The organism is Bythopirellula sp. (assembly GCF_041737835.1).
In the GTDB taxonomy this organism is placed as follows: Bacteria; Planctomycetota; Planctomycetia; order Pirellulales; family Lacipirellulaceae; genus Bythopirellula.
This window is the reverse complement of sequence record NZ_JBGSQY010000022.1, coordinates 98,037-115,785: the sequence shown is the minus strand read 5'-3', so window position 1 is coordinate 115,785 and position 17,749 is coordinate 98,037. Positions and strand designations below refer to the sequence as shown.

Genomic DNA, 17,749 nt, shown 5'->3' with positions numbered 1-17,749 from the left:
CGAACATGGACGAACGTAAAAAACAATTTCGCGTCGGCGTGGTGGTCTTTGCCACGGCGATCATCACGGTCGTACTGATTCTCATGAGCAGCGATTTCTCGTGGTCGCCGTTTCGTAGCCAATATCAGTTACAAATCTTGGTGGACCAAGCGCCCGGCGTGGCCCCTGATACGCCCGTGCGTCGACGCGGCGTACTCATCGGTCGTGTCGATACCGTGGCCGATACCGACACGGGGGCGCTGATTACACTGAACATCGACGGCAATAAAGAGATCAAGAGCAACGAAGTTGCGCGAATTACCACGTCGCTCATTGGCGACGCGATTATCGACTTTTCGCCGGCGGGGCCTGCTGCCAACGCCGTCGTGGTGAAGCCAGGGGGGCCTCCACTGCGCGGCGTGTTCGTGCCGAGTCCGCTGGACTTACTCTCGAATATGCAGGGCGATCTGAAAATCGCAATCCAGTCGCTCGGTGAAGCTGGCCAGCAAGTGGCCGAACTGGCCGGCAAACTCAACAGCGTGATCGGCGACACCGACATGGATCGGCTGAAGCAAGTCATGGATTCGGCCGATGCGGCACTCACCAACTTTGGCCGCGTGATGGCCGATGTCGAGGACGTGCTGGGCGACGAACAATTTAAAGCCGATCTCCGGCAAGGGCTCACGCAAATTCCGCAGGTCGTTTCGGATGCCCGTGAGATCTTGGCAGTGTTGGAACGGACGCTCGCTTCGGCGGACAAAAACCTACAGAACCTTCAAGGTCTCACCGGTCCGTTGGGGGAACGTGGTCCAGAACTCGTCAACCGCATGGAAGCCAGCATCGACAATCTTAGCCAAGTCTTTGCCGAAGCTGCACTCTTGGCCAAGAACGTCAATTCTGGTGAAGGGACGATAGGCAAACTGCTGCGTGACCAAGAACTTTACGATCGGTTGGGGAACACCGTGAACGAAGCCCAAGCGGCGATTCGCGACGTGCGGCTGATGATCAATAGCGAGTTTATTCAACGCCGTATCCAACAGATACTCGATAACATCTGGGTGCTGACTGATAAGCTGGCCCGTGATCCGGCACGAATCGCACGAGGTATCGTTCCAAAAAATCGTGAAACACCAGTGAAGTGATCCTCAGCAAGATAGAGTTTTAAGGAAGAATTTGAGCAAAGCCAAATTGCTGAAAATGTTCGTCAATCGCGTAGGCTTCCGTAATGTTTAGCCTTTTCATAACAGAGTAACTTACACAATCCGTAAAGCTCCAAAACTTGTCTTCAAATGTGTCGAAAATCTGCCAAGCCGCCTCAACATCGGATTGGGACACCCAGACGACCTCGCAAAGGCTCCCAGAAATTATCAACCGTCCTATCTGTTTTGCGACAGAACGATGGCCACGGGCCGACATGAGCGTCATCAACTCATCGAAAACGTAATCCGTTGTGATCAATCTGTCACTGGGATTCGTTAACAAGCCATTTGCTTGAGCATGATCGGGATCTTCCACAATTGATGCCGCAAACCAAGCACTTGTGTCCACGAAGATCATTGTGATTCGCCGTACAGAATCTGATCGTGCTGGCGAACTGACCAGCCATCTTTGTTTTGATGCTGACTGGATTGACGCACGACGGCTTGGAATTCTTGAATCGCCTTTTGCTGGGCAATAAGGGATTGATCGTTATCGTCTTGTGTTTCCGTGGAGAGAGTGATTCTGACGCGAGTGTTATCAGGAAGCGTAAGGGGGATCAATGGCTTCAATACCCCGCCATCGTAAATTGCGTCGATCATTTGATTCATGGCTGTCTCCGGAGTTAATCATACGTTGTCCCGGAAGCCATTGCCAGTAAATACTTACCGCTAAGCCGCGAGCGGCTATTGGACTGGCTCGAGTGTTTGGCCGCCTTGGGGGAGAGTTCCCGAGGGTGTGGGAAGCGTGTTCAGCGCGGGGCCCAATGTTTCTGGCGCTGTGACGCCTGGCTGCACACCCGGAGGCAAAACAACAGGTGTCCCCGGCGGCAACACCGGTGCGACCGCGGGAGCAGTCGGCAAGATGGCTCCTTGCAGCGTGCTTTGACGCAATTCTTCGGCGCGGTTGAGTAGTTGCTCCGTTGGCACCATCACTTGCGGCGTGAGATCATAGGTGACCGTGCGGAAGTCTTGAATCTTGTGCGGATTCAGATTCTCGCTGAAGAAGTCGAGCGGGGGAATCTGATACCACGGCGCGGGGATGGGTTGATTGACGGTAAGCGTCTCGAACCCAGCCTTCACCAAGCGAACCTCGCGCGTGCCGTAATAAATGAAATCGGTGGCACATGGGGTCGTGCCGATCAGTTGGTTGTCGACATAAACCATGGCCCCTGGTGGGTTGCTGCGCACCATGAGACGTCGGCGCACGCAGCCGGGGAGCACCATCAGGCTGACCAGTACTAGGCAAGCCATAATTCGCAAAGTCGATCGATGAATTGGTTGCCCAATGAGCATGACGGACGACTCAAATTCGGAATAAGTCCAACGGGATCGAGAGAAACGGGGGCGGAAGTATAGAAATCATAAGTTCTGCTGGCTATGGCGACTTTCGGGGCTTAGGCCGACATGGAAGACGGTTTGAACCGCTATCAATCACCCCCAAGGCTGGGTAGAATAGCTAGCTTGCCGGATGCATGATTCTTTTTCCCACCGCTTCAATGCGGTACGCCAGGTTTTGCCGCCGCATGAGCAGCCCGTCTCGAAAACTGGAATACTCTGCTGGAGGATTGCGCTGCGCTGCGGTGAGCGACGTCGGGATGCGGCGTTCGAGCAATCAGGATTCGCTGGCCGTGTTGCTCGCCGAGGGGACTTCGCAGTGGCAAAAGCATGGCCATCTGTTTATGGTCGCCGACGGCATGGGGGCCCACGCCGCAGGTGAGCTCGCTAGCAAACTCGCCACCGACACCGTGCCGCACAGTTATCACAAACGTGCGGATATGCCGGCGAGTCAGGCCATCGTCGATGCGGTTCGGGAAGCCAACACGGTCATCTATACCAAGGGCTCGAACAGCGTCGACTTTCAAGGCATGGGGACCACGTGCAGTTGCTTGCTTGTGTTGCCGCAAGGCGCGTTGGCGGCCCACGTGGGCGACAGTCGTATTTATCGTTTGCGCGATGATACTTTCGAGCAACTCACGTTTGATCACAGTCTGGTTTGGGAAATGGCAGCCGCGGGACATGCCACCGAAGAAGAGATTCCCGCCTATGTCCCAAAGAACGTGATCACACGCTCGTTGGGTCCGCACCCCACGGTGTCAGTCGATGTCGAAGGGCCGTTCGGTGTGAAGCCGGGGGATCGTTTTCTGTTGTGCAGCGATGGTCTCACCGGTCCGCTTAAGCCGGAATTAATTGGCGCGGTACTGAGCAGTTTGCCACTCAACGACGCCGCGCAAACACTCATCGATCTCGCGAATCTGCTGGGAGGCCCCGACAATATCACCGCCGTGTTGGTCGAGGTGGCCGACACCGGCAAGTTGGGTCTCGAAGCATCCCCTGACGATCCAATCCCTGTGCAACGCAAGAGCGCCCGTAAAAAATCAGTTCATCCTGTCACTTGGTTATCGCTGATTGCATGCACGTTTCTGACCGCGGGATTACTGATGACCGGGCACTATGCGTGGAGCGGACTGGCGCTGGCTGGGTTGCTCGTCTCAGCGGGAGTCGCTTGGACGCAGCGCTCGAACGGCGGTGGGTCTTTCAACAGTTCTCATTATATGGGCCTACACGGCAAGGCTCCTTATCGACGTTACGATTGTGCCCCCGGTGCGACGAGTATTAGCACGCTGGGCGACATCGTGCGCCAGCTTGAGGACCTCGAAGGCCACAGCAATTGGGACGTCGACTGGAAATCGATTCAGCAAGACCGTGAAAAAGCGCATGAAGCGGTCACCCACGGTAATTTCCAAGAAGCGGTCGTGGCCTACTGTGCGGCCGTGCGGCGCTTGATGCAGGCATTGCGGGATTCGAAGCTCGCCAAGCCGAGTGATTCGACGGTGGATTTGGCGTGAGCAAGATTGAGCGCTAAGCCGCGAGCGGCTGCTAGCATGCGGATTGTCGTTTGCAGGTTGCGTGGGGATTGTTACAGTCTGGCCCCATGCGGATTCTCACGCGCTATATTGTGTTCGACCTGCTAGCGGTCTTTCTGTTAACGCTCACGGCGATGACGGGGATCGTCTTTTTTGTGCTAGTCGGCAAGGAAGCGGTGGAAAAAGGGTTGGGGCTCGTGCCACTCTTGCGTTTGCTGCCCTACATGCTGCCGCAGGCGATGCAATTTGCCGTGCCGGGAACGATGCTGCTCGCCACGACAACGATCTATGGCCGTATATCCAATGCCAATGAAGTCGTTGCTCTCAAATCGCTGGGCATCTCGCCGATGACGCTCGTGTGGCCGACGCTGGTGCTAGCCACACTCGTGAGTTTCGCCACGGTGTGGATCAACGATATGGCCGTCTCGTGGGGACATGAAGGCGTGCAGAAAGTTTTTTTCAGCTCGCTGGAAGAAATTATTTATGGCCGGTTGAGAACGACCCGCTCTTACAGCAACGACCAACTCAAAGTGACCGTGCGGCGGGTGCAGGATAAACGGCTGCTGCAACCGACGTTTCTGTTCTTTGCCAACGACGACGATCCGGCTTGGACGCTGACCGCCGATGAAGCGGAAATACGTGCCGACGCCGCGAACGAACGCGTGCTTTTGAAGCTTACGAATGCCGAAATTGACTTCGGCGGCAAAGGGGCAGTCTCACATCCTGGGATTTCGGAGTTTCCGATTTCGCTGAGTGAATTCAGCGGTCAAACGAGCAATACGCGGAGCCCTTCCAATTACGCCTTACGTGAAATCGGCGTGCAAAAGGCGGAACAGGCACGGGAAGTCGCCGAGCTGGAACAAGAGATGGCCGCCGATGTTTCCAACGCCTTGATGACGGGCCGCACGTTTGAGCTGGCGGATCAAAATTGGCTGGCTAAGCAAAAAAGCTTGGAATACAACCGTGTCACATTGCAGCGGTTTTATACCGAGCCCCATCGGCGCTGGGCGAACGGTTTTAGTTGTTTGTGCTTCGTGATGATCGGCGCGCCAATGGCCATGTGGCGCAAACATGGCGAATTCTGGGGGAGCTTCTTCATGTGCTTCGCCCCGATTTTGTTGATCTACTATCCGATGCTGGTCGGCTGTTTGGACATGGCCAAGTCGGGCACGATCCCTTCCCCCGCTGTGTGGCTGGGAAATCTGGTGCTAGCAGGCATTGGCGTCTATTTGATGCGACGGATCGTGCGTTTTTAGCGAGTCTGTTCGCTGAAGCGAACAGACGCAGTGATAGCACTTGCACACTTCTATTGTCATTTTTACAAGAACGGTGCTAGACTCCGCGTCCCGTTGAGTTTCAGAGAAACTCATTTTTGCACGCCGTTGCACCAATCGCGACACGGAGGTCGTCGGTGCCCCATCATTGGCCCATTCGCACGAAGCTCAAGGTCGGCCTAGGATTATTCCTAGTGGCGATTCTCGCGCTCTTCGGCAGTGCGTATTACGGACTTTACGCCTATCGCGGCTTGGTACGGAGCTTGAGCGCCCGTTCGGCTGAGTTGCCGTTGGCGAGCGACATTCAACGGCATGTCAACGATCTGCGCGTGATCCTCAGCCAAGCCACGGAACGAATCGACCTTTCCAACGACGAACACAAAATCCGTATCTCGTCTTACGACCTGTTGATTCTAAATCAGCAATACAGCACGAAATTTGCCGAGCTTGTTGAATCGATCGAACGCTACCGCCGGCAACTCGATCTCACGAGCAGCGAAGGGGGTCTCGAACTGGGCGACGATAGCCTCGAACGTCAAACGCTCACCAAGATCGATGAGGCCGTTCATGTGCTTGGAGGCGAGGACGAAAAAGCTCAGAACAGCGACAATTGGCTTTCGCGTCCTTCGAGGGTGGAGAAATTACGAAATCAAGTGGATCAACTTCGCCTGCACGTGGCGGAGCTTCCCAGTTATCTGCATACTCGGTTGCAAGATTTGGCCGAAAACGTGAAGGCCCAATATCGCACGGCGATTATCGTGGCTTGGTTTAATGTTGGCGTGGCGATCGTGTTGTTGGTCATCTCCGTACGCGGCTTTATTCGTTGGTTTGCCGTGCCGCTACAAACGCTCGTAGAAGGTTCACGCAAGGTAGCGCTGGGCAAGTTTGATCACCGCATCCATTTGGAAGCATCAGACGAGATGGGTGAACTTGCCGTGGCGATGAACAACATGACCGCTCGGTTCCAAGAGGTGCGTGACGACTTGGACCGCCAAGTGCAGGAACGCACCAGCCAAGTCGTGCGGAGCGAACAATTAGCCAGCGTCGGGTTCCTGGCGGCAGGCGTGGCCCACGAAATCAACAACCCACTCGCGTCGATCGCTTTGTGCAGCGAATCACTCGACTCGCGGGTGGAAGAATTGTTGGACGGTTCCAACAGCTCGTCGCATGAAGACGTGCAGGTGGTGCGTCATTACCTGCAAATGATTCAGAAGGAAGCGTTCCGCTGCAAGCAAATCACCGAGAAGCTGCTTGATTTCGCGCGGATGGGAGATTCACAAAGGATTCTCACCGACCTGCGCGATCTTGTCGCGGGTGTGATCGACATGGTGCAGCATCTGGGGAATCACAAAGGCAAGAACCTGGAACTCGTTCCTGGCGACTCGGTGTTAATTGCGGTCAATGCCCAAGAAATCAAACAGGTGGTGCTCAACTTGATCGCCAATGGCCTGGAAAGCCTCGACACCGGTGGGACGGTGAAAGTGTCGCTGACTCAGAACGAAGGTCTTGCCAAAATCATCGTCGAGGATAACGGTTGCGGCATGACCGACGAAGTGCGGAAACATTTGTTCGAGCCATTCTTTACCCGCCGCCGTGGAGGGCAGGGGACGGGACTCGGACTCTCGATTACTTACAAGATTGTGGAAGAACATGACGGCACGATTGAAGCCTCGAGCGCGGGCGTAGGATGCGGATCGCGATTCGTGGTTGCGTTGCCGACTCATCATAATATTAAGGAGAAGAGCCATCTCTACCAAGCAGCCTAACGGTCAAGGATTGACCCTGTTGTTTGCCGATGATGAACCGTCGTTGCAAGAACTGATGAAGCTCGAGTTGCCCCGTCTGGGTCACCGCGTGACGGTCTGTCCAGACGGTCTGACGGCAATGGCCGCGCTCGACAAGAACACCTACGATTGCATATTGGTGGATCTCGACATGCCGGGCCGCGATGGCATCGGTGTGATCGCGCACTGCAAGGAAGTGTCGCCCGACACCGAGGCGGTCGTCCTCACGGGCAAATCGTCGATGGAAACGGCGATTGCCGCGCTCCGTCACGGTGCGTTCGATTACCTCACCAAGCCCTGCAAACTCGTTGAATTACAAGCACTCTTGAAACGAGTTTCCGACAAACGGCAACTCACGCAAAAATATCGCGCGCTGCAGCATCGCGTGCAACGACTCGAGGGCACGCCGCGACTGATTGGTCATACTCCGGCGATGCAAAAGGTGCGCATTCTCATCGAGAAGGTTGCCCCCACGAATTCGACCGTGTTAATTCTTGGCGAAACCGGGACTGGCAAAGAGCTCGTTGCCCGCGCGCTGCACGAGCATAGCAATCGCTCGGAAAATCCGTTCGTGGCGATTAACTGCGGTGCGTTGCCCGAAACTTTGATCGAAAGCGAACTCTTCGGCCATCGCAAGGGCGCGTTCACGGGGGCCGACGACCATCGCGTTGGTTTGTTTGAAGTCGCCCACGGGGGAACGATCTTCCTCGACGAAATCGGCGAACTCCCCAAGGCAATGCAGGCTAAATTATTGCGGGTACTCGAAAGCGGCGAAATCCGCCGCGTGGGTGAGAATAAGACCACCCAGGTCGATGTCCGCGTGATTTGTGCCACGCACCGTGACTTGCAAGCGATGGTCGCCTCGGAAGATTTCCGCGAAGACTTGATGTATCGTATCAATCCCTTTGAAATCAACTTGCCGGCGTTGCGGGAGCGTGTTCAAGACGTGCCTGATCTCGCGCGGCATTTGCTCGCCCGACACCGCGGGGGCAAACAGGCGATCGATGCGTTGATTGCCGATGATGCGATCGAAATCCTGCTGTCGCACGTCTGGCCGGGAAATGTTCGCGAGTTGGCCAACGTCATCGAGCACGCCACGATCTTGTGCGATTCGGGTCCGATTCGGGCCGAGCATTTGCCACCACAACTGGCCTCACGGCAGTTGCAAGGCGCGGCACGAGGTCGCCGCGGTGTGATTACGTTGCGCGATTTGGAAATGGAAGCGATCCACGAAGCCTTGGACCGCAATGACGGCAACAAGCCGAAGGCGGCCGACGAGTTGGGCATCAGCCTGAAGACGTTGTACAACAAGATCAATCAGGTGAGCACGCTCGAGCAGAGTGCGTGATGTAGCGCCGTGCGATTCGTTGAATCGCGTCTATGGCTATGGACTTTAGCGCGGTGCGAGCACCGCGGCTAAATTATTAGCTGACTTTGCGGACGACGCCGGTCACTATGCCGAGAACTTTGACGTTGCGGCAGTAGATTGGCTTCATTGATGAGTTGGCCGGTTGAAGCCGCACGCGGTTTGCTTCGGGATACCAATACTTAAGTGTCGATTCCCCTTCGTCGGTGAGGGCCACGACAATATCCCCCTTATCGGCGGTGCGGGCCTTGCGGCATATCACCAAGTCGCCGTCGGCGATGGCTGCTTCGATCATCGAATCTCCCTTCACCTTGAGGGCGAAGAGATTTTTTTGACCGAACCAATCGTCGAATTCAAAACGCTCGGCTTGCTCGATGGCTTCGGTCAGATTCCCGGCCGCGATCTGTCCCACGAGCGGCATGCCTCGGTCTTCACGTGCCGCATCGGTAAGCTGGATCGCTCGCGACATATTGGGTTCACGCGTAATCAGGCCTTTCTTCTCCAAAGCCTTTAAGTGGCACATCACCCCATTGGGCGAATTGATCGAGAAGTTCTCGCCGATCTCACGGACGGTCGGACCGTAGCCCCGGCCAGTCATTTTATCGCGGATAAAATCGAAAACCTGACGTTGCCGTTGCGTAAGTTGATCGAGTGACATGGGGAGTCCTTTCGAGAATGTGCCTTAGGCCCACGAACTGGACCAGCAAGCAATCTTAATATACGTTCGTACACATGACAAGCGCATCTGTACAGTATTTTGTGGTTGGACCTAAAAAGTGGTCTTCCCTAGGGTGTGCCGACTTTGTGGTCACTGGCTAGAATGCAAAGACAAGCGAGTGATATCGGCTTTTCTGCTCGCTTTGCCTGTGCTTTTCGTCGGAAGAGTTTGTGCCGCTTAGATTTATGAAACCCGACGAGCCCGCGAATAATTAGGTCGTTATGCCTCGTTCTCTATTATTCTTACTGCTTGGCTTGTTGCCGACTATCAGCTGGGCGGCCGATGCGCTCCCGATTTCTCCCGAGTTGGAAAAAGTCCTCGACGAGCGCTACCCCGAGAACGTGGCGGATCTTCGCCTGCTGCAAAGCCAAGTCGAAAAAATTGCGACCCAAGCCGTCGCGGCGACGGTCGAAATTGAAGTCGGCCAGAGCATCGGCAGTGGCGTGTTGATTTCGCCTGAAGGGTTAGTGCTCACGGCGGCGCATGTGATTGGCGGACCCAATCGGCCGGCCACGGTTGTGCTGGCCGATGGGCGACGGCTCAAGGGGCATACCTTGGGCGCGCACCATCCGATGGATGCCGGCATGGTGCAACTCGACGAAGTACCCGAAGACTTGCCATTTGCTCCTCTTGCGCCGGATGAACAAGTCGAAGTGGGGTCGTGGGTGGTTGCCACGGGCCAACCGGGCGGGATTTTGGATGATCGCTCACCGCCGATTCGTTTGGGACGAATTCTCGCGCAAGGTGGCGAATGGATTTGCACCGACTGCACGCTCGTGGGGGGCGACTCGGGGGGACCGCTGTTCAACATGCAGGGGGAAGTCCTGGCCATTCACATGAGCATCGGCATGCAAGCTGAGCATAATTTTCATGTTCCCGTGGAAGAAATCCGGCCCAATTGGGATGAGCTCGTGGCGGGTAAAGTCTGGGGCCGCGGGTTCGATGATCTTGATAACGAAGGGGAACGCGTGATGCTCGGCATCGCGGGTCGCGACGTTGCCGACCGTTGTATCGTCACGCAAGTGTTTCCCGGTTTTCCAGCCGCCAAGTCGGGGCTGAAGCCCGGCGACATCATTCAAACGGCAAATAATACCGCGATTAAATCGCTCGATGAGCTGAACCGGTTGGTGCTGGCCAAAGATCCCGGCGACCGTGTTGAACTCGAAGTCTTGCGCGACAACAAGCCGATGACGTTTAAGGTACGGGTGGGTTTGATTGCCGATGCTTTGCCGGGGACGCTCGATTTGACGGCCCATGACACTCATCAACATGGCGAAGAAGAACTGCAAGTGAATTATCCGCAGGAGCGGATCACGGTCCCCAGTTGGAGATTCGCGCACGGGCCGCACGTTCGGGCTGCGTTTCGCGATGTGGTGGCTGATGCCCGTGAAGCCGTTGTGGAAGTTCACGTGGATGGTCGTAAAGTCGCGTTGGGCGGCGTCGTTGACGCGAATGGTGGAATTCTGACCAAAGCCAGTGCCCTTAACGGAACGCTGACTTGCGTCCTGCCGGATGGACGGGAGTTGCCGGCCGAGTTGGCGGGGGTGAGTCGGGAGTTCGACTTGGCGCTACTGAAAGTTGACGCCCAGGATTTGCCGACGCTTAGCATTTCCGCCGAGACGGTGCCGATCGTCGGTTCGTGGCTCGCCTCGGTGGGAAAAGACAGCTATCCCGTAGAAGTTGGCGTCGTGAGCGTCGAACCGCGTGTGATTCCCCACCAAGCCGGCATTCTGGGAGTGCAACTCGACAGCGAAACGGGCGATGCGCGGATCGTGCGCATCTTTCCCGGTTCGGCAGCCGCCAAGGCGGGGATGCTGATTAACGACGTCATCCTCCAGATCGAAGGGGTCGCGACACCTTCGCGTGAAGCACTGATTAAACGAGTGCAAGAATTCAGCCCGGGCGACACTGTGAAGCTGCTGGTTGATCGCAGCGGCAAAGAATTGGAACTGACCGCCGTGTTGATGGGCCGGTTCCCTGGTTTGCGTCCCACACGCAATGAATTCCAAAACAGCTTGGGGAGCGAATTGAGCGAGCGCCGATTTGGCTTCGCCAGTGCGTTTCAGCATGATACCGTGATCGAGCCGACCGACGTGGGTGGGCCAGCGGTCAATCTTGATGGCGAAGTCGTGGGCTTTAACGTCGCCCGTTCGGGCCGCACGGAAACGTACGCCATCGCAGCGGATTCCATCGTCAAAGTGATTGAAGAATTGACGGCGAATGATCAAAAGGACGCTAATTAGGCAGGGCCGCGACGACGGCATCCGTGCGTTCCGCAGCAGGTGGCTTTTCTAACCCAACGGCCGTTTCGACCGCAATCGCGATCAGCGCCATACCGCCCAGCAATCGCTCGTAGAGCGCGGGTACCGATTCGACGAGTTGATTGGCGGCTTGGTAGACGCTGCCAATATCGTCCTTCATGGGAACTTCAGGAATTAAAAAATTCGAGAGGCTCAATTCTTTGGTCGCGTGATCGTACGGATACTTAAAGTTTTGAAATGCCGACCGCATGCGGTGCACCAAAGTATGCAACTCGCGGGTGAGCCCTTGCACGGCTCGGAAAACTTCTTCGTTCTGATTGTTGGCCATCAACTCTTGAACAAGCATGTTGTAGGACGCAGACTTTTCGACAATCTCGACGAACGACTGCAATTGGTCGCCGACGATAAGAAAGCACTCAAAGCGAGCGTGCAGTTTCTTCGCCAATTGGGAATGTTGGGGGATCCGCTGGGCAACTTGAGCGACATGAAAGAGTTGCAAATCTAGCGCGAGCCGTTCGGTTGCCAGTTTTTGATAGGGGGCAATATTTTGCCGTGCCACGCGGACTTGTCGTTCCGCGTCTTCCCGCTGCTTTTTGATTTGCGATTCATCACGCATCGACAGCCGTTTCTTGTTGTAAGTGACTTTCATGCCAGCCCGCACGCAAATCAACAGTTGCTTGGCCGCGATTGCTTCGCCGAGCGCGTCAGAAAGCTTTTCAAAATAGGGGAGTGTGGCCTCGGCGATGGCTTCCATCTGTTGCCGTGTCTGTTTCAACGTTTTCAGTGCGGCTTGGGGATTGGTTGGCGGACGGCTCGCATCGTGGCTCGCCAATACTGGTTCGGCGATGTTCCAGCCGCCGACAAAAAAGCGATCGAGCGCAGCCCGTGCGGCCTGATGATGTTCGCGTTTGGCGACAACCTCGCTGATCGGGCGCAACTTGTTGCTATCGAGCTTGTTGCCAAAGATTTCACGATAAAACTCCCAGGTAGTTGCCTTCGACTGAGCGGTAAAGTCGGAAATCAAATTCGTGGCGGGCAATTCGACGGTAAACACGCCCGGCGCGCTTTCCTGCCAGGCTTGCGCAACGCGGTCTTTGTCGGCGGGGTGGGTATCGAGCCAACCCGTCGAGGTGGTCGCCATGTGATTGTCGATGGCCTTCACGAGCGCCGGCGGAATCTCTGCGGCGCGTGACATAATCAATTGCGGCAAGTCATCGCCCAAACGGCCTTCGCGATAGAACTCATTGAGATCATTGAAGGCCGCTTGCATCGAAGCGTTGAGATACTGCATTTGTTTTGACGTTTGAATAAACGCTTCGCTCCCCGCGAGGCGAATTTCGTAACGGTCGGCATCAAATTCCATCTGTCGCAAGAGATGGCTGCCGATGACATTGCCCACCTGCATGAAGCACCACAAGATGCGGCGGGTGAGCCAAACAAACAAGCTGGCCAAATACAGAACCCAGCCGATTCGAATGTCGAGCGATTGCGCAGTCGTTTGCAACCATTGATCGGCGGCATCGCGCTGATAGACCACACGCGCGAACCAAAAACTGATCGAGCGAATAATGTAGGAAAGCCGCATGCCTGCCCCTTGCGAGAAATGGCCGAACTCATGGGCAAGCACTCCAGCGAATTGTCGTGTGTTAAGCCCCGCGACGAGTGGCAAACCAATCGTCAGCACCAGATCTCTGCCCAGCATGCTCAGCAAGCCCCGCCGGAATCTCGCCGAGGCATTCACTTGGCAATCCAGATCGATTCGCTTGGGTCGCGGCGATCCGACGGTTTCGCAAATGCGATCAACAAAGGCAAACAGCAGGGGTTCGCTTTCGCGTGCCAGCGACCGGGTGCGGGTGTGCATCGCCCGTCCGGCGAACAAGGGTTTGATCATGAAGACGATCGCAATCGCTCCACAAACAATCGGTGCCAGATATGCGAGAAAGACCAGAAAAATTGCCCGACCGCGAACATTGCCGGAAGTCAGCATCTCGATGTGATTCACGGCGTGGTAGTAAACGCCGTAACCGACCAGCCCGATGAACGCGATATAGGCGATCGGCAGCAAAATCATGACCAAAGCGACCAGCGTCGCGCTGAGCAGATACATGATCGAAGGCCGCGAACGTTTGATCGGTCCTTGGAATCCTTTCAGCAGAGCTTGGCTGATTTGCTGGCGGTCGAGTTGCTGCGGAGCCGGTGTTGCCGCGGGTTTGGGTGCTTCGGCCACCGCCGATTGGGCTGTGCGAGGTGCTGGAGAAGAAGCCACTCGGGCCACGGCATGGGTTGTGGGAATGACCAGCGGTTGCTGACATTTGGGGCACTTTGTCTTTTTGCCGGCGTGCCGTTCGTCGGCTTGAAACTTCGCTCGGCAGCCGGCACAGTTGACTTCAATCGCCATGGCAAGTTTCCTGCTTCCCGGTCGCATGAGATAACGACAAGTGAAATAGTGAATCAGGGCATCAGCGATTATAATTGGCCTTCGTTGTCAAGCAATTACGAAACCTCAAGCTTGGCTAAGGGAAAGCTCCTAAGAATTGCTGACTGCGGTCGGCGGTTTGAAATAAAACAATTGTTGTGGTGGAAATGTCGGATCTCGTACGTCAAGAAATCATGTCCTCGGCCGAGCTGGTCGTTGTGAAAGTGGGCACACGGGTGCTGACTCATCCCGATGGCACGCTCGATAAAGATCGCGTGGCGAATATCGCGGGGCAGTTGGCGACTTTATGGAAGTCGGGCAAGAAATGCGTGCTGGTGAGCAGCGGGGCTGTCGGGGCCGGCCTGGGACGAATGGGGCTCAAATCGCGCCCCACGGATTTGGCCCAACTGCAAGCCGCGGCGGCCGTGGGTCAAAGCTATTTGATCGAAACCTACAACCGCGCGCTCGAGCCGTTTCAACTGCATGCCGCACAAATTCTTCTCACAGCCGACGATTTGAAGGACCGCAGCCGGTATCTCAATATTCGTAACACGCTGTTTGCGCTGTTCGAGTCGAATGCCGTGCCGATCATCAACGAGAACGACACGGTCAGTACCGAAGAACTCAAATTGAGTTTGGGCGACAACGACCGACTCGCGGCACTAGTGACAAATCTGATCCGCGCATCGGTGCTCGTATTGCTTTCCGATATCGAAGGAGTTTACTCGGGTGATCCTAGTGATCCCGATTCCAAGGTGCTGTCGATCATCACCGACATTGCCGCCGCGCAGCAACAGTTGGTGCATGACAATCCGCAACGCCCCGGCATCAAGCTCAGCACGGGCGGGATGACGAGCAAGCTCAACGCCGCGCGGATCGCGACGACGGCCGGTGAGAATGTGGTGATCGCCAGCGGCCGACGCGAGAACGTGATTGCCGATATCCTCGCCGGTAAAGATGTCGGTACGCTGTTTATCGCCGAGGGACCGTCGCTGGATTCGCGTAAGCGGTGGATCGGTTGGGGAGCGATCCCTGCGGGGAAACTCACGCTCGACGTAGGAGCCTGCCAAGCCATCGCCACCGGCGGGCGGAGTTTGCTCGCCGTGGGCGTGGCCGCGGTCGCTGGGAGTTTTATCAAAGGGGATGTGGTCTCGCTCTGCGACAACACGGGCCGCGAGTTCGCGCGGGGGCTCACGAATTATTCGGCCGAGGAAATGAAGATCATCGCCGGTCAACCGACCGAACGCATTGCCGAGTTGTTGGGCCATCGGCCTTACGACGAAATCGTTCATCGCAATAACCTGCTTGTGTTGGGTTAGGGCGATTGTAACGGCTAACGGCCACTTATCTCACGATTTACTGGCAATCGTTGAGTTGGTAATTACTCTGAAAAGTTGGTGATCACCAGCGAATCTGCAGGGGACTTACGTCCCCCGCTCGCTTGCTTTTCGGAGATTCTCATGCGTTTGTTGTTTTCTGTTTGTGTTGTATTCGTGATGTGCTCGTCATTCGCATCTGCTCAAGAAAGTCTCCCGCAGGACACGCCTGCCATCGTTTTGACGCCGGAATTAGTGGATGCCTATCGTGACTACGCACTCGCTCGTCAACAACTGATTGAGTATCGGCAAGTCACTTTGCCGATGAAGCGTCAGGCCCTCGCCGATGCGTCCGCGCAAACACGACTAGAACTTGCCGTACTGAATCGTCGGCTCGCGGATTACCGACCGTTTTTGAGAGTCGGCGATTATTCTCCTGTACGGACCGCGGCGGAGAACGATTTTTTGACGCGCAATCTCACCGCACAACAACTCAAGCAACTTCAAGAAGCCGATCTGGCGCTGATGCGTTACAGCGGCGAAGCGGATGAGCTTTATCAATACGACGTGCTGCGAGCCGCCGTGCGCGTTTATGCCGCCCGAGCTGCGCAGGGGCAATAGTTGCGTTTAAGAAGCCGCTTGCAGGCTGCGCACCAGGCGCTGGTCCTGTCCGTAATCTTGCACTTGAATCGATTCGAGCTTTTTGACAATGCCTTTGAATCGTTCGAGGTGCGGTGGCTTGATCAAATAACCGGCCGCGCCCAACGTTGCGGCTCGTTGTTTGTCTTGCGCGTCGGTCGAAACGGTACACATGATGATGGGCGTGTGACGAAAGGTGTCACTCGTTTGGATGAGCTGCATCAGTTGGAAGCCGTCCATGCCGGGAAGACTGATATCCAGCAAGATCAGATCAATGGGCTCGCGGCGATAGTGGGCTTCGTACAGCTGATCAAGTGCCTGCTTGGAGTTGTTGGCGATCTGGAGATTGCAGCCGAGGCCGCCTTTTTCAAACAAAAGCCTTTTGGTTAGAAGTAGATGATCTTCTATATCCTCAACCAGTAAAACATTTGCCAAACAGTTGGGGTTTCTCTCTGCGTCGACACACTCGGCGAGTTCGCGTGGCAGGGCAAAAAGAATTGTTTCCGTGTGAATTTCTTCGACGGCTGCCCGCTGTAGCCGAGGCAATACGGGGATGCCAACTCGCCTGAGTGCTAACTCGACCATGTGAGCGAGCATCTTGAGAATGCCCACTTCCTCGTCAGACGATTCGTGCTTTTGTAGCCAATAGGTGCTGATTGCGGCCTGCGGACGAGGATGCCCCAGCGGCACGATTATCAAACTCTTGGCGAACGTGTGGCGATCCGCGCCGAATTGAAAATGCTCGTCGAGGTCGATGTCATGGCAAACCGCAACTCGACGATTGAGCATGGCCCAGCCACTGTTGCAAAGATGCAGGGGTAGCAGTTGGCCGTCGTGAAGAATGTCTTGGTCAGGTTCGGGTAGGCAATAACATTGATCGCCATAGCGGAGAACCAAACTGCCGGCATCGGCCGAGAGCAATTCGCCGAGCGCATGGTTAACGAGCAGCGCGACATCTTCGAGATCAGTTGCCAGGGCCAATTGCTTGGCGATTGAAGAGAGCTGTTCAATCGCCTTAACGTACCAACACATTGACGCCATGATACTTGCCTAACATCCGGTTGCTGCTCGCCCCGCGGAATGGGAATCACCACAGGGATAGCTTGACATGGTTCGACCCAACAAGGAGGGATGTACTTCTGCTTAAGATATCAATCAGTAATACTTTGCTTAGTTCTTAGCGATCAATGTGTCGAATTCAACTAAGTCCGTGGAAGGCTGGGCATGCTCAAGACTTTCCATACGTGCAACCACTTGGTTAAAGGACTCTGCTAGATCTTTCCAATAATCGTCTTTACGAAATGCTATCGAACGAACTGGCTTCCCGGCTGCCAAGTCGTTCATGCAGCGTTGCAATCGATAGATGGGTCCCGCGAAGCGATTGGTGTGCTTAGCAAGGTCGTACATCAAAATTGGCAATAGGATGAGCGTGCTCCCAACCGCAATCAAGAGTGCGCCCAAGAGTGAAGGGACCTCGGCACGCATCCGAATTAAGGCATCGGCACCCGGAGTGATGTAAACCCAGCCCAGGACATTGAGAGCCGTCACCACCGCCAGACTGAGCAGCCAATAACAGGCGGCCCTGCCCAACAATCCTCCTTGGACTTCCTGGTCGACCAGATACTTCTTGCGTTGGATATGCTTAGCCATTGTTCCGCTCCTCGCTCAAGAATTCTAAAAAAGTCTCCCATCTATAACGTAGCTCATAACGCCCTAAGAATCGTAGGGACTGTTCGGGATGTAGTGATCCTTGTTGAATTGGCGATTCAAGGGGCGTCTCCGCAGGTGGTTGCTGAAACTCAATTCCGAGAAAGCTGCGCTGTCTGCTTTTTAATTGACCCCATGTTTTCATGATTTACTGTGTGTGAATCCAAAACCATTTGATTCTCACCTACCTCAAGGCGGCCAAGATTTGCTAAATTGATAGTGAGAT

15 protein-coding genes are annotated in these 17,749 nt (G+C 55.4%); 8 read left to right on the top strand and 7 right to left on the bottom strand.

Annotated features, from left to right (window positions below; translation table 11 throughout):
- The first annotated feature begins 5 nt into the window (after positions 1-5).
- A complete protein-coding gene (locus tag AC6T8Q_RS06875) occupies positions 6-1,121 on the top strand; it encodes an MlaD family protein (RefSeq protein ID WP_496922343.1) in 1,116 nt (371 codons plus the stop codon).
- A gap of 19 nt (positions 1,122-1,140) precedes the next feature.
- Here AC6T8Q_RS06875 and AC6T8Q_RS06870 read toward each other — a convergent pair whose 3' ends face one another.
- The 3 genes from AC6T8Q_RS06870 to AC6T8Q_RS06860 form a co-directional block, all read right to left on the bottom strand.
- A complete protein-coding gene (locus tag AC6T8Q_RS06870; protein WP_500678367.1) occupies positions 1,141-1,536 on the bottom strand; it encodes a type II toxin-antitoxin system VapC family toxin in 396 nt (131 codons plus the stop codon).
- Complete coding sequence (locus AC6T8Q_RS06865) at positions 1,533-1,787, bottom strand: antitoxin family protein (protein ID WP_500678366.1); 255 nt, start codon at positions 1,785-1,787, stop codon at positions 1,533-1,535. The genes AC6T8Q_RS06870 and AC6T8Q_RS06865 overlap by 4 nt, the downstream gene beginning before the upstream one ends.
- A gap of 75 nt (positions 1,788-1,862) precedes the next feature.
- Positions 1,863-2,429: a PEGA domain-containing protein gene (locus AC6T8Q_RS06860; RefSeq protein ID WP_500678365.1), complete on the bottom strand. Its 567-nt coding sequence runs from the start codon at positions 2,427-2,429 to the stop codon at positions 1,863-1,865.
- Positions 2,430-2,701: 272 nt separating this feature from the next.
- Between AC6T8Q_RS06860 and AC6T8Q_RS06855 the strand changes: the two genes are divergently transcribed.
- From AC6T8Q_RS06855 to AC6T8Q_RS06840, 4 genes are all read left to right on the top strand, one after another.
- Positions 2,702-4,024, top strand: coding sequence for a protein phosphatase 2C domain-containing protein (locus AC6T8Q_RS06855; RefSeq protein ID WP_500678364.1), 1,323 nt, complete (start codon positions 2,702-2,704; stop codon positions 4,022-4,024).
- Between the two features lie 86 nt (positions 4,025-4,110).
- Positions 4,111-5,298 (top strand): LptF/LptG family permease, encoded by a 1,188-nt coding sequence (locus AC6T8Q_RS06850; RefSeq protein ID WP_496922340.1) that lies wholly within the window; start codon positions 4,111-4,113, stop codon positions 5,296-5,298.
- 155 nt (positions 5,299-5,453) lie between these two features.
- Positions 5,454-7,082 (top strand): sensor histidine kinase, encoded by a 1,629-nt coding sequence (locus tag AC6T8Q_RS06845; RefSeq protein ID WP_500678363.1) that lies wholly within the window; start codon positions 5,454-5,456, stop codon positions 7,080-7,082.
- Between the two features lie 10 nt (positions 7,083-7,092).
- Positions 7,093-8,448, top strand: coding sequence for a sigma-54-dependent transcriptional regulator (locus AC6T8Q_RS06840; RefSeq protein WP_500678362.1), 1,356 nt, complete (start codon positions 7,093-7,095; stop codon positions 8,446-8,448).
- Positions 8,449-8,524: 76 nt separating this feature from the next.
- Here AC6T8Q_RS06840 and lexA read toward each other — a convergent pair whose 3' ends face one another.
- On the bottom strand, positions 8,525-9,124 hold the full coding sequence (gene lexA / locus AC6T8Q_RS06835) for a transcriptional repressor LexA (protein WP_500678361.1): 600 nt from the start codon (positions 9,122-9,124) through the stop codon (positions 8,525-8,527).
- Between the two features lie 281 nt (positions 9,125-9,405).
- Between lexA and AC6T8Q_RS06830 the strand changes: the two genes are divergently transcribed.
- The gene (locus AC6T8Q_RS06830) at positions 9,406-11,427 is read left to right on the top strand and encodes a S1C family serine protease (protein ID WP_500678360.1); all 2,022 of its coding nucleotides are present in this window, start codon (positions 9,406-9,408) and stop codon (positions 11,425-11,427) included.
- Here the strand turns inward: AC6T8Q_RS06830 and AC6T8Q_RS06825 are convergent.
- Positions 11,420-13,843 carry a M48 family metalloprotease gene (locus AC6T8Q_RS06825; protein ID WP_500678359.1) on the bottom strand — a complete coding sequence of 808 codons (2,424 nt, stop codon included), beginning with the start codon at positions 13,841-13,843 and terminating at the stop codon, positions 11,420-11,422. The two genes, AC6T8Q_RS06830 and AC6T8Q_RS06825, sit on opposite strands and share 8 nt — an antisense overlap.
- A 185-nt stretch (positions 13,844-14,028) precedes the next feature.
- Between AC6T8Q_RS06825 and proB the strand changes: the two genes are divergently transcribed.
- Entirely contained in the window at positions 14,029-15,180 is a 1,152-nt protein-coding gene (proB, locus tag AC6T8Q_RS06820; protein WP_496922334.1) for a glutamate 5-kinase, read from the top strand.
- A 141-nt stretch (positions 15,181-15,321) separates the two neighbouring features.
- The gene (locus tag AC6T8Q_RS06815; RefSeq protein WP_500678358.1) at positions 15,322-15,798 is read left to right on the top strand and encodes a hypothetical protein; all 477 of its coding nucleotides are present in this window, start codon (positions 15,322-15,324) and stop codon (positions 15,796-15,798) included.
- Positions 15,799-15,804: 6 nt separating this feature from the next.
- Here the strand turns inward: AC6T8Q_RS06815 and AC6T8Q_RS06810 are convergent, their stop codons facing one another.
- A complete protein-coding gene (locus AC6T8Q_RS06810; RefSeq protein WP_500678357.1) occupies positions 15,805-16,857 on the bottom strand; it encodes a response regulator in 1,053 nt (350 codons plus the stop codon).
- Between the two features lie 129 nt (positions 16,858-16,986).
- A complete protein-coding gene (locus tag AC6T8Q_RS06805; RefSeq protein WP_500678356.1) occupies positions 16,987-17,466 on the bottom strand; it encodes a hypothetical protein in 480 nt (159 codons plus the stop codon).
- Positions 17,467-17,749: the final 283 nt, after the last annotated feature.

Excerpts from the sequence above, each read along its gene's own strand:
- AC6T8Q_RS06875 (WP_496922343.1), top strand. The coding sequence starts at position 6 with ATGGACGAACGTAAAAAACAATTTCGCGTCGGCGTGGTGGTCTTTGCC.
- AC6T8Q_RS06870 (WP_500678367.1), bottom strand. The coding sequence starts at position 1,536 with ATGATCTTCGTGGACACAAGTGCTTGGTTTGCGGCATCAATTGTGGAA.
- AC6T8Q_RS06865 (WP_500678366.1), bottom strand. The coding sequence starts at position 1,787 with ATGAATCAAATGATCGACGCAATTTACGATGGCGGGGTATTGAAGCCA.
- AC6T8Q_RS06860 (WP_500678365.1), bottom strand. The coding sequence starts at position 2,429 with ATGGCTTGCCTAGTACTGGTCAGCCTGATGGTGCTCCCCGGCTGCGTG.
- AC6T8Q_RS06855 (WP_500678364.1), top strand. The coding sequence starts at position 2,702 with ATGAGCAGCCCGTCTCGAAAACTGGAATACTCTGCTGGAGGATTGCGC.
- AC6T8Q_RS06850 (WP_496922340.1), top strand. The coding sequence starts at position 4,111 with ATGCGGATTCTCACGCGCTATATTGTGTTCGACCTGCTAGCGGTCTTT.
- lexA (WP_500678361.1), bottom strand. The coding sequence starts at position 9,124 with ATGTCACTCGATCAACTTACGCAACGGCAACGTCAGGTTTTCGATTTT.
- AC6T8Q_RS06830 (WP_500678360.1), top strand. The coding sequence starts at position 9,406 with ATGCCTCGTTCTCTATTATTCTTACTGCTTGGCTTGTTGCCGACTATC.
- AC6T8Q_RS06825 (WP_500678359.1), bottom strand. The coding sequence starts at position 13,843 with ATGGCGATTGAAGTCAACTGTGCCGGCTGCCGAGCGAAGTTTCAAGCC.
- proB (WP_496922334.1), top strand. The coding sequence starts at position 14,029 with ATGTCGGATCTCGTACGTCAAGAAATCATGTCCTCGGCCGAGCTGGTC.
- AC6T8Q_RS06815 (WP_500678358.1), top strand. The coding sequence starts at position 15,322 with ATGCGTTTGTTGTTTTCTGTTTGTGTTGTATTCGTGATGTGCTCGTCA.
- AC6T8Q_RS06810 (WP_500678357.1), bottom strand. The coding sequence starts at position 16,857 with ATGGCGTCAATGTGTTGGTACGTTAAGGCGATTGAACAGCTCTCTTCA.
- AC6T8Q_RS06805 (WP_500678356.1), bottom strand. The coding sequence starts at position 17,466 with ATGGCTAAGCATATCCAACGCAAGAAGTATCTGGTCGACCAGGAAGTC.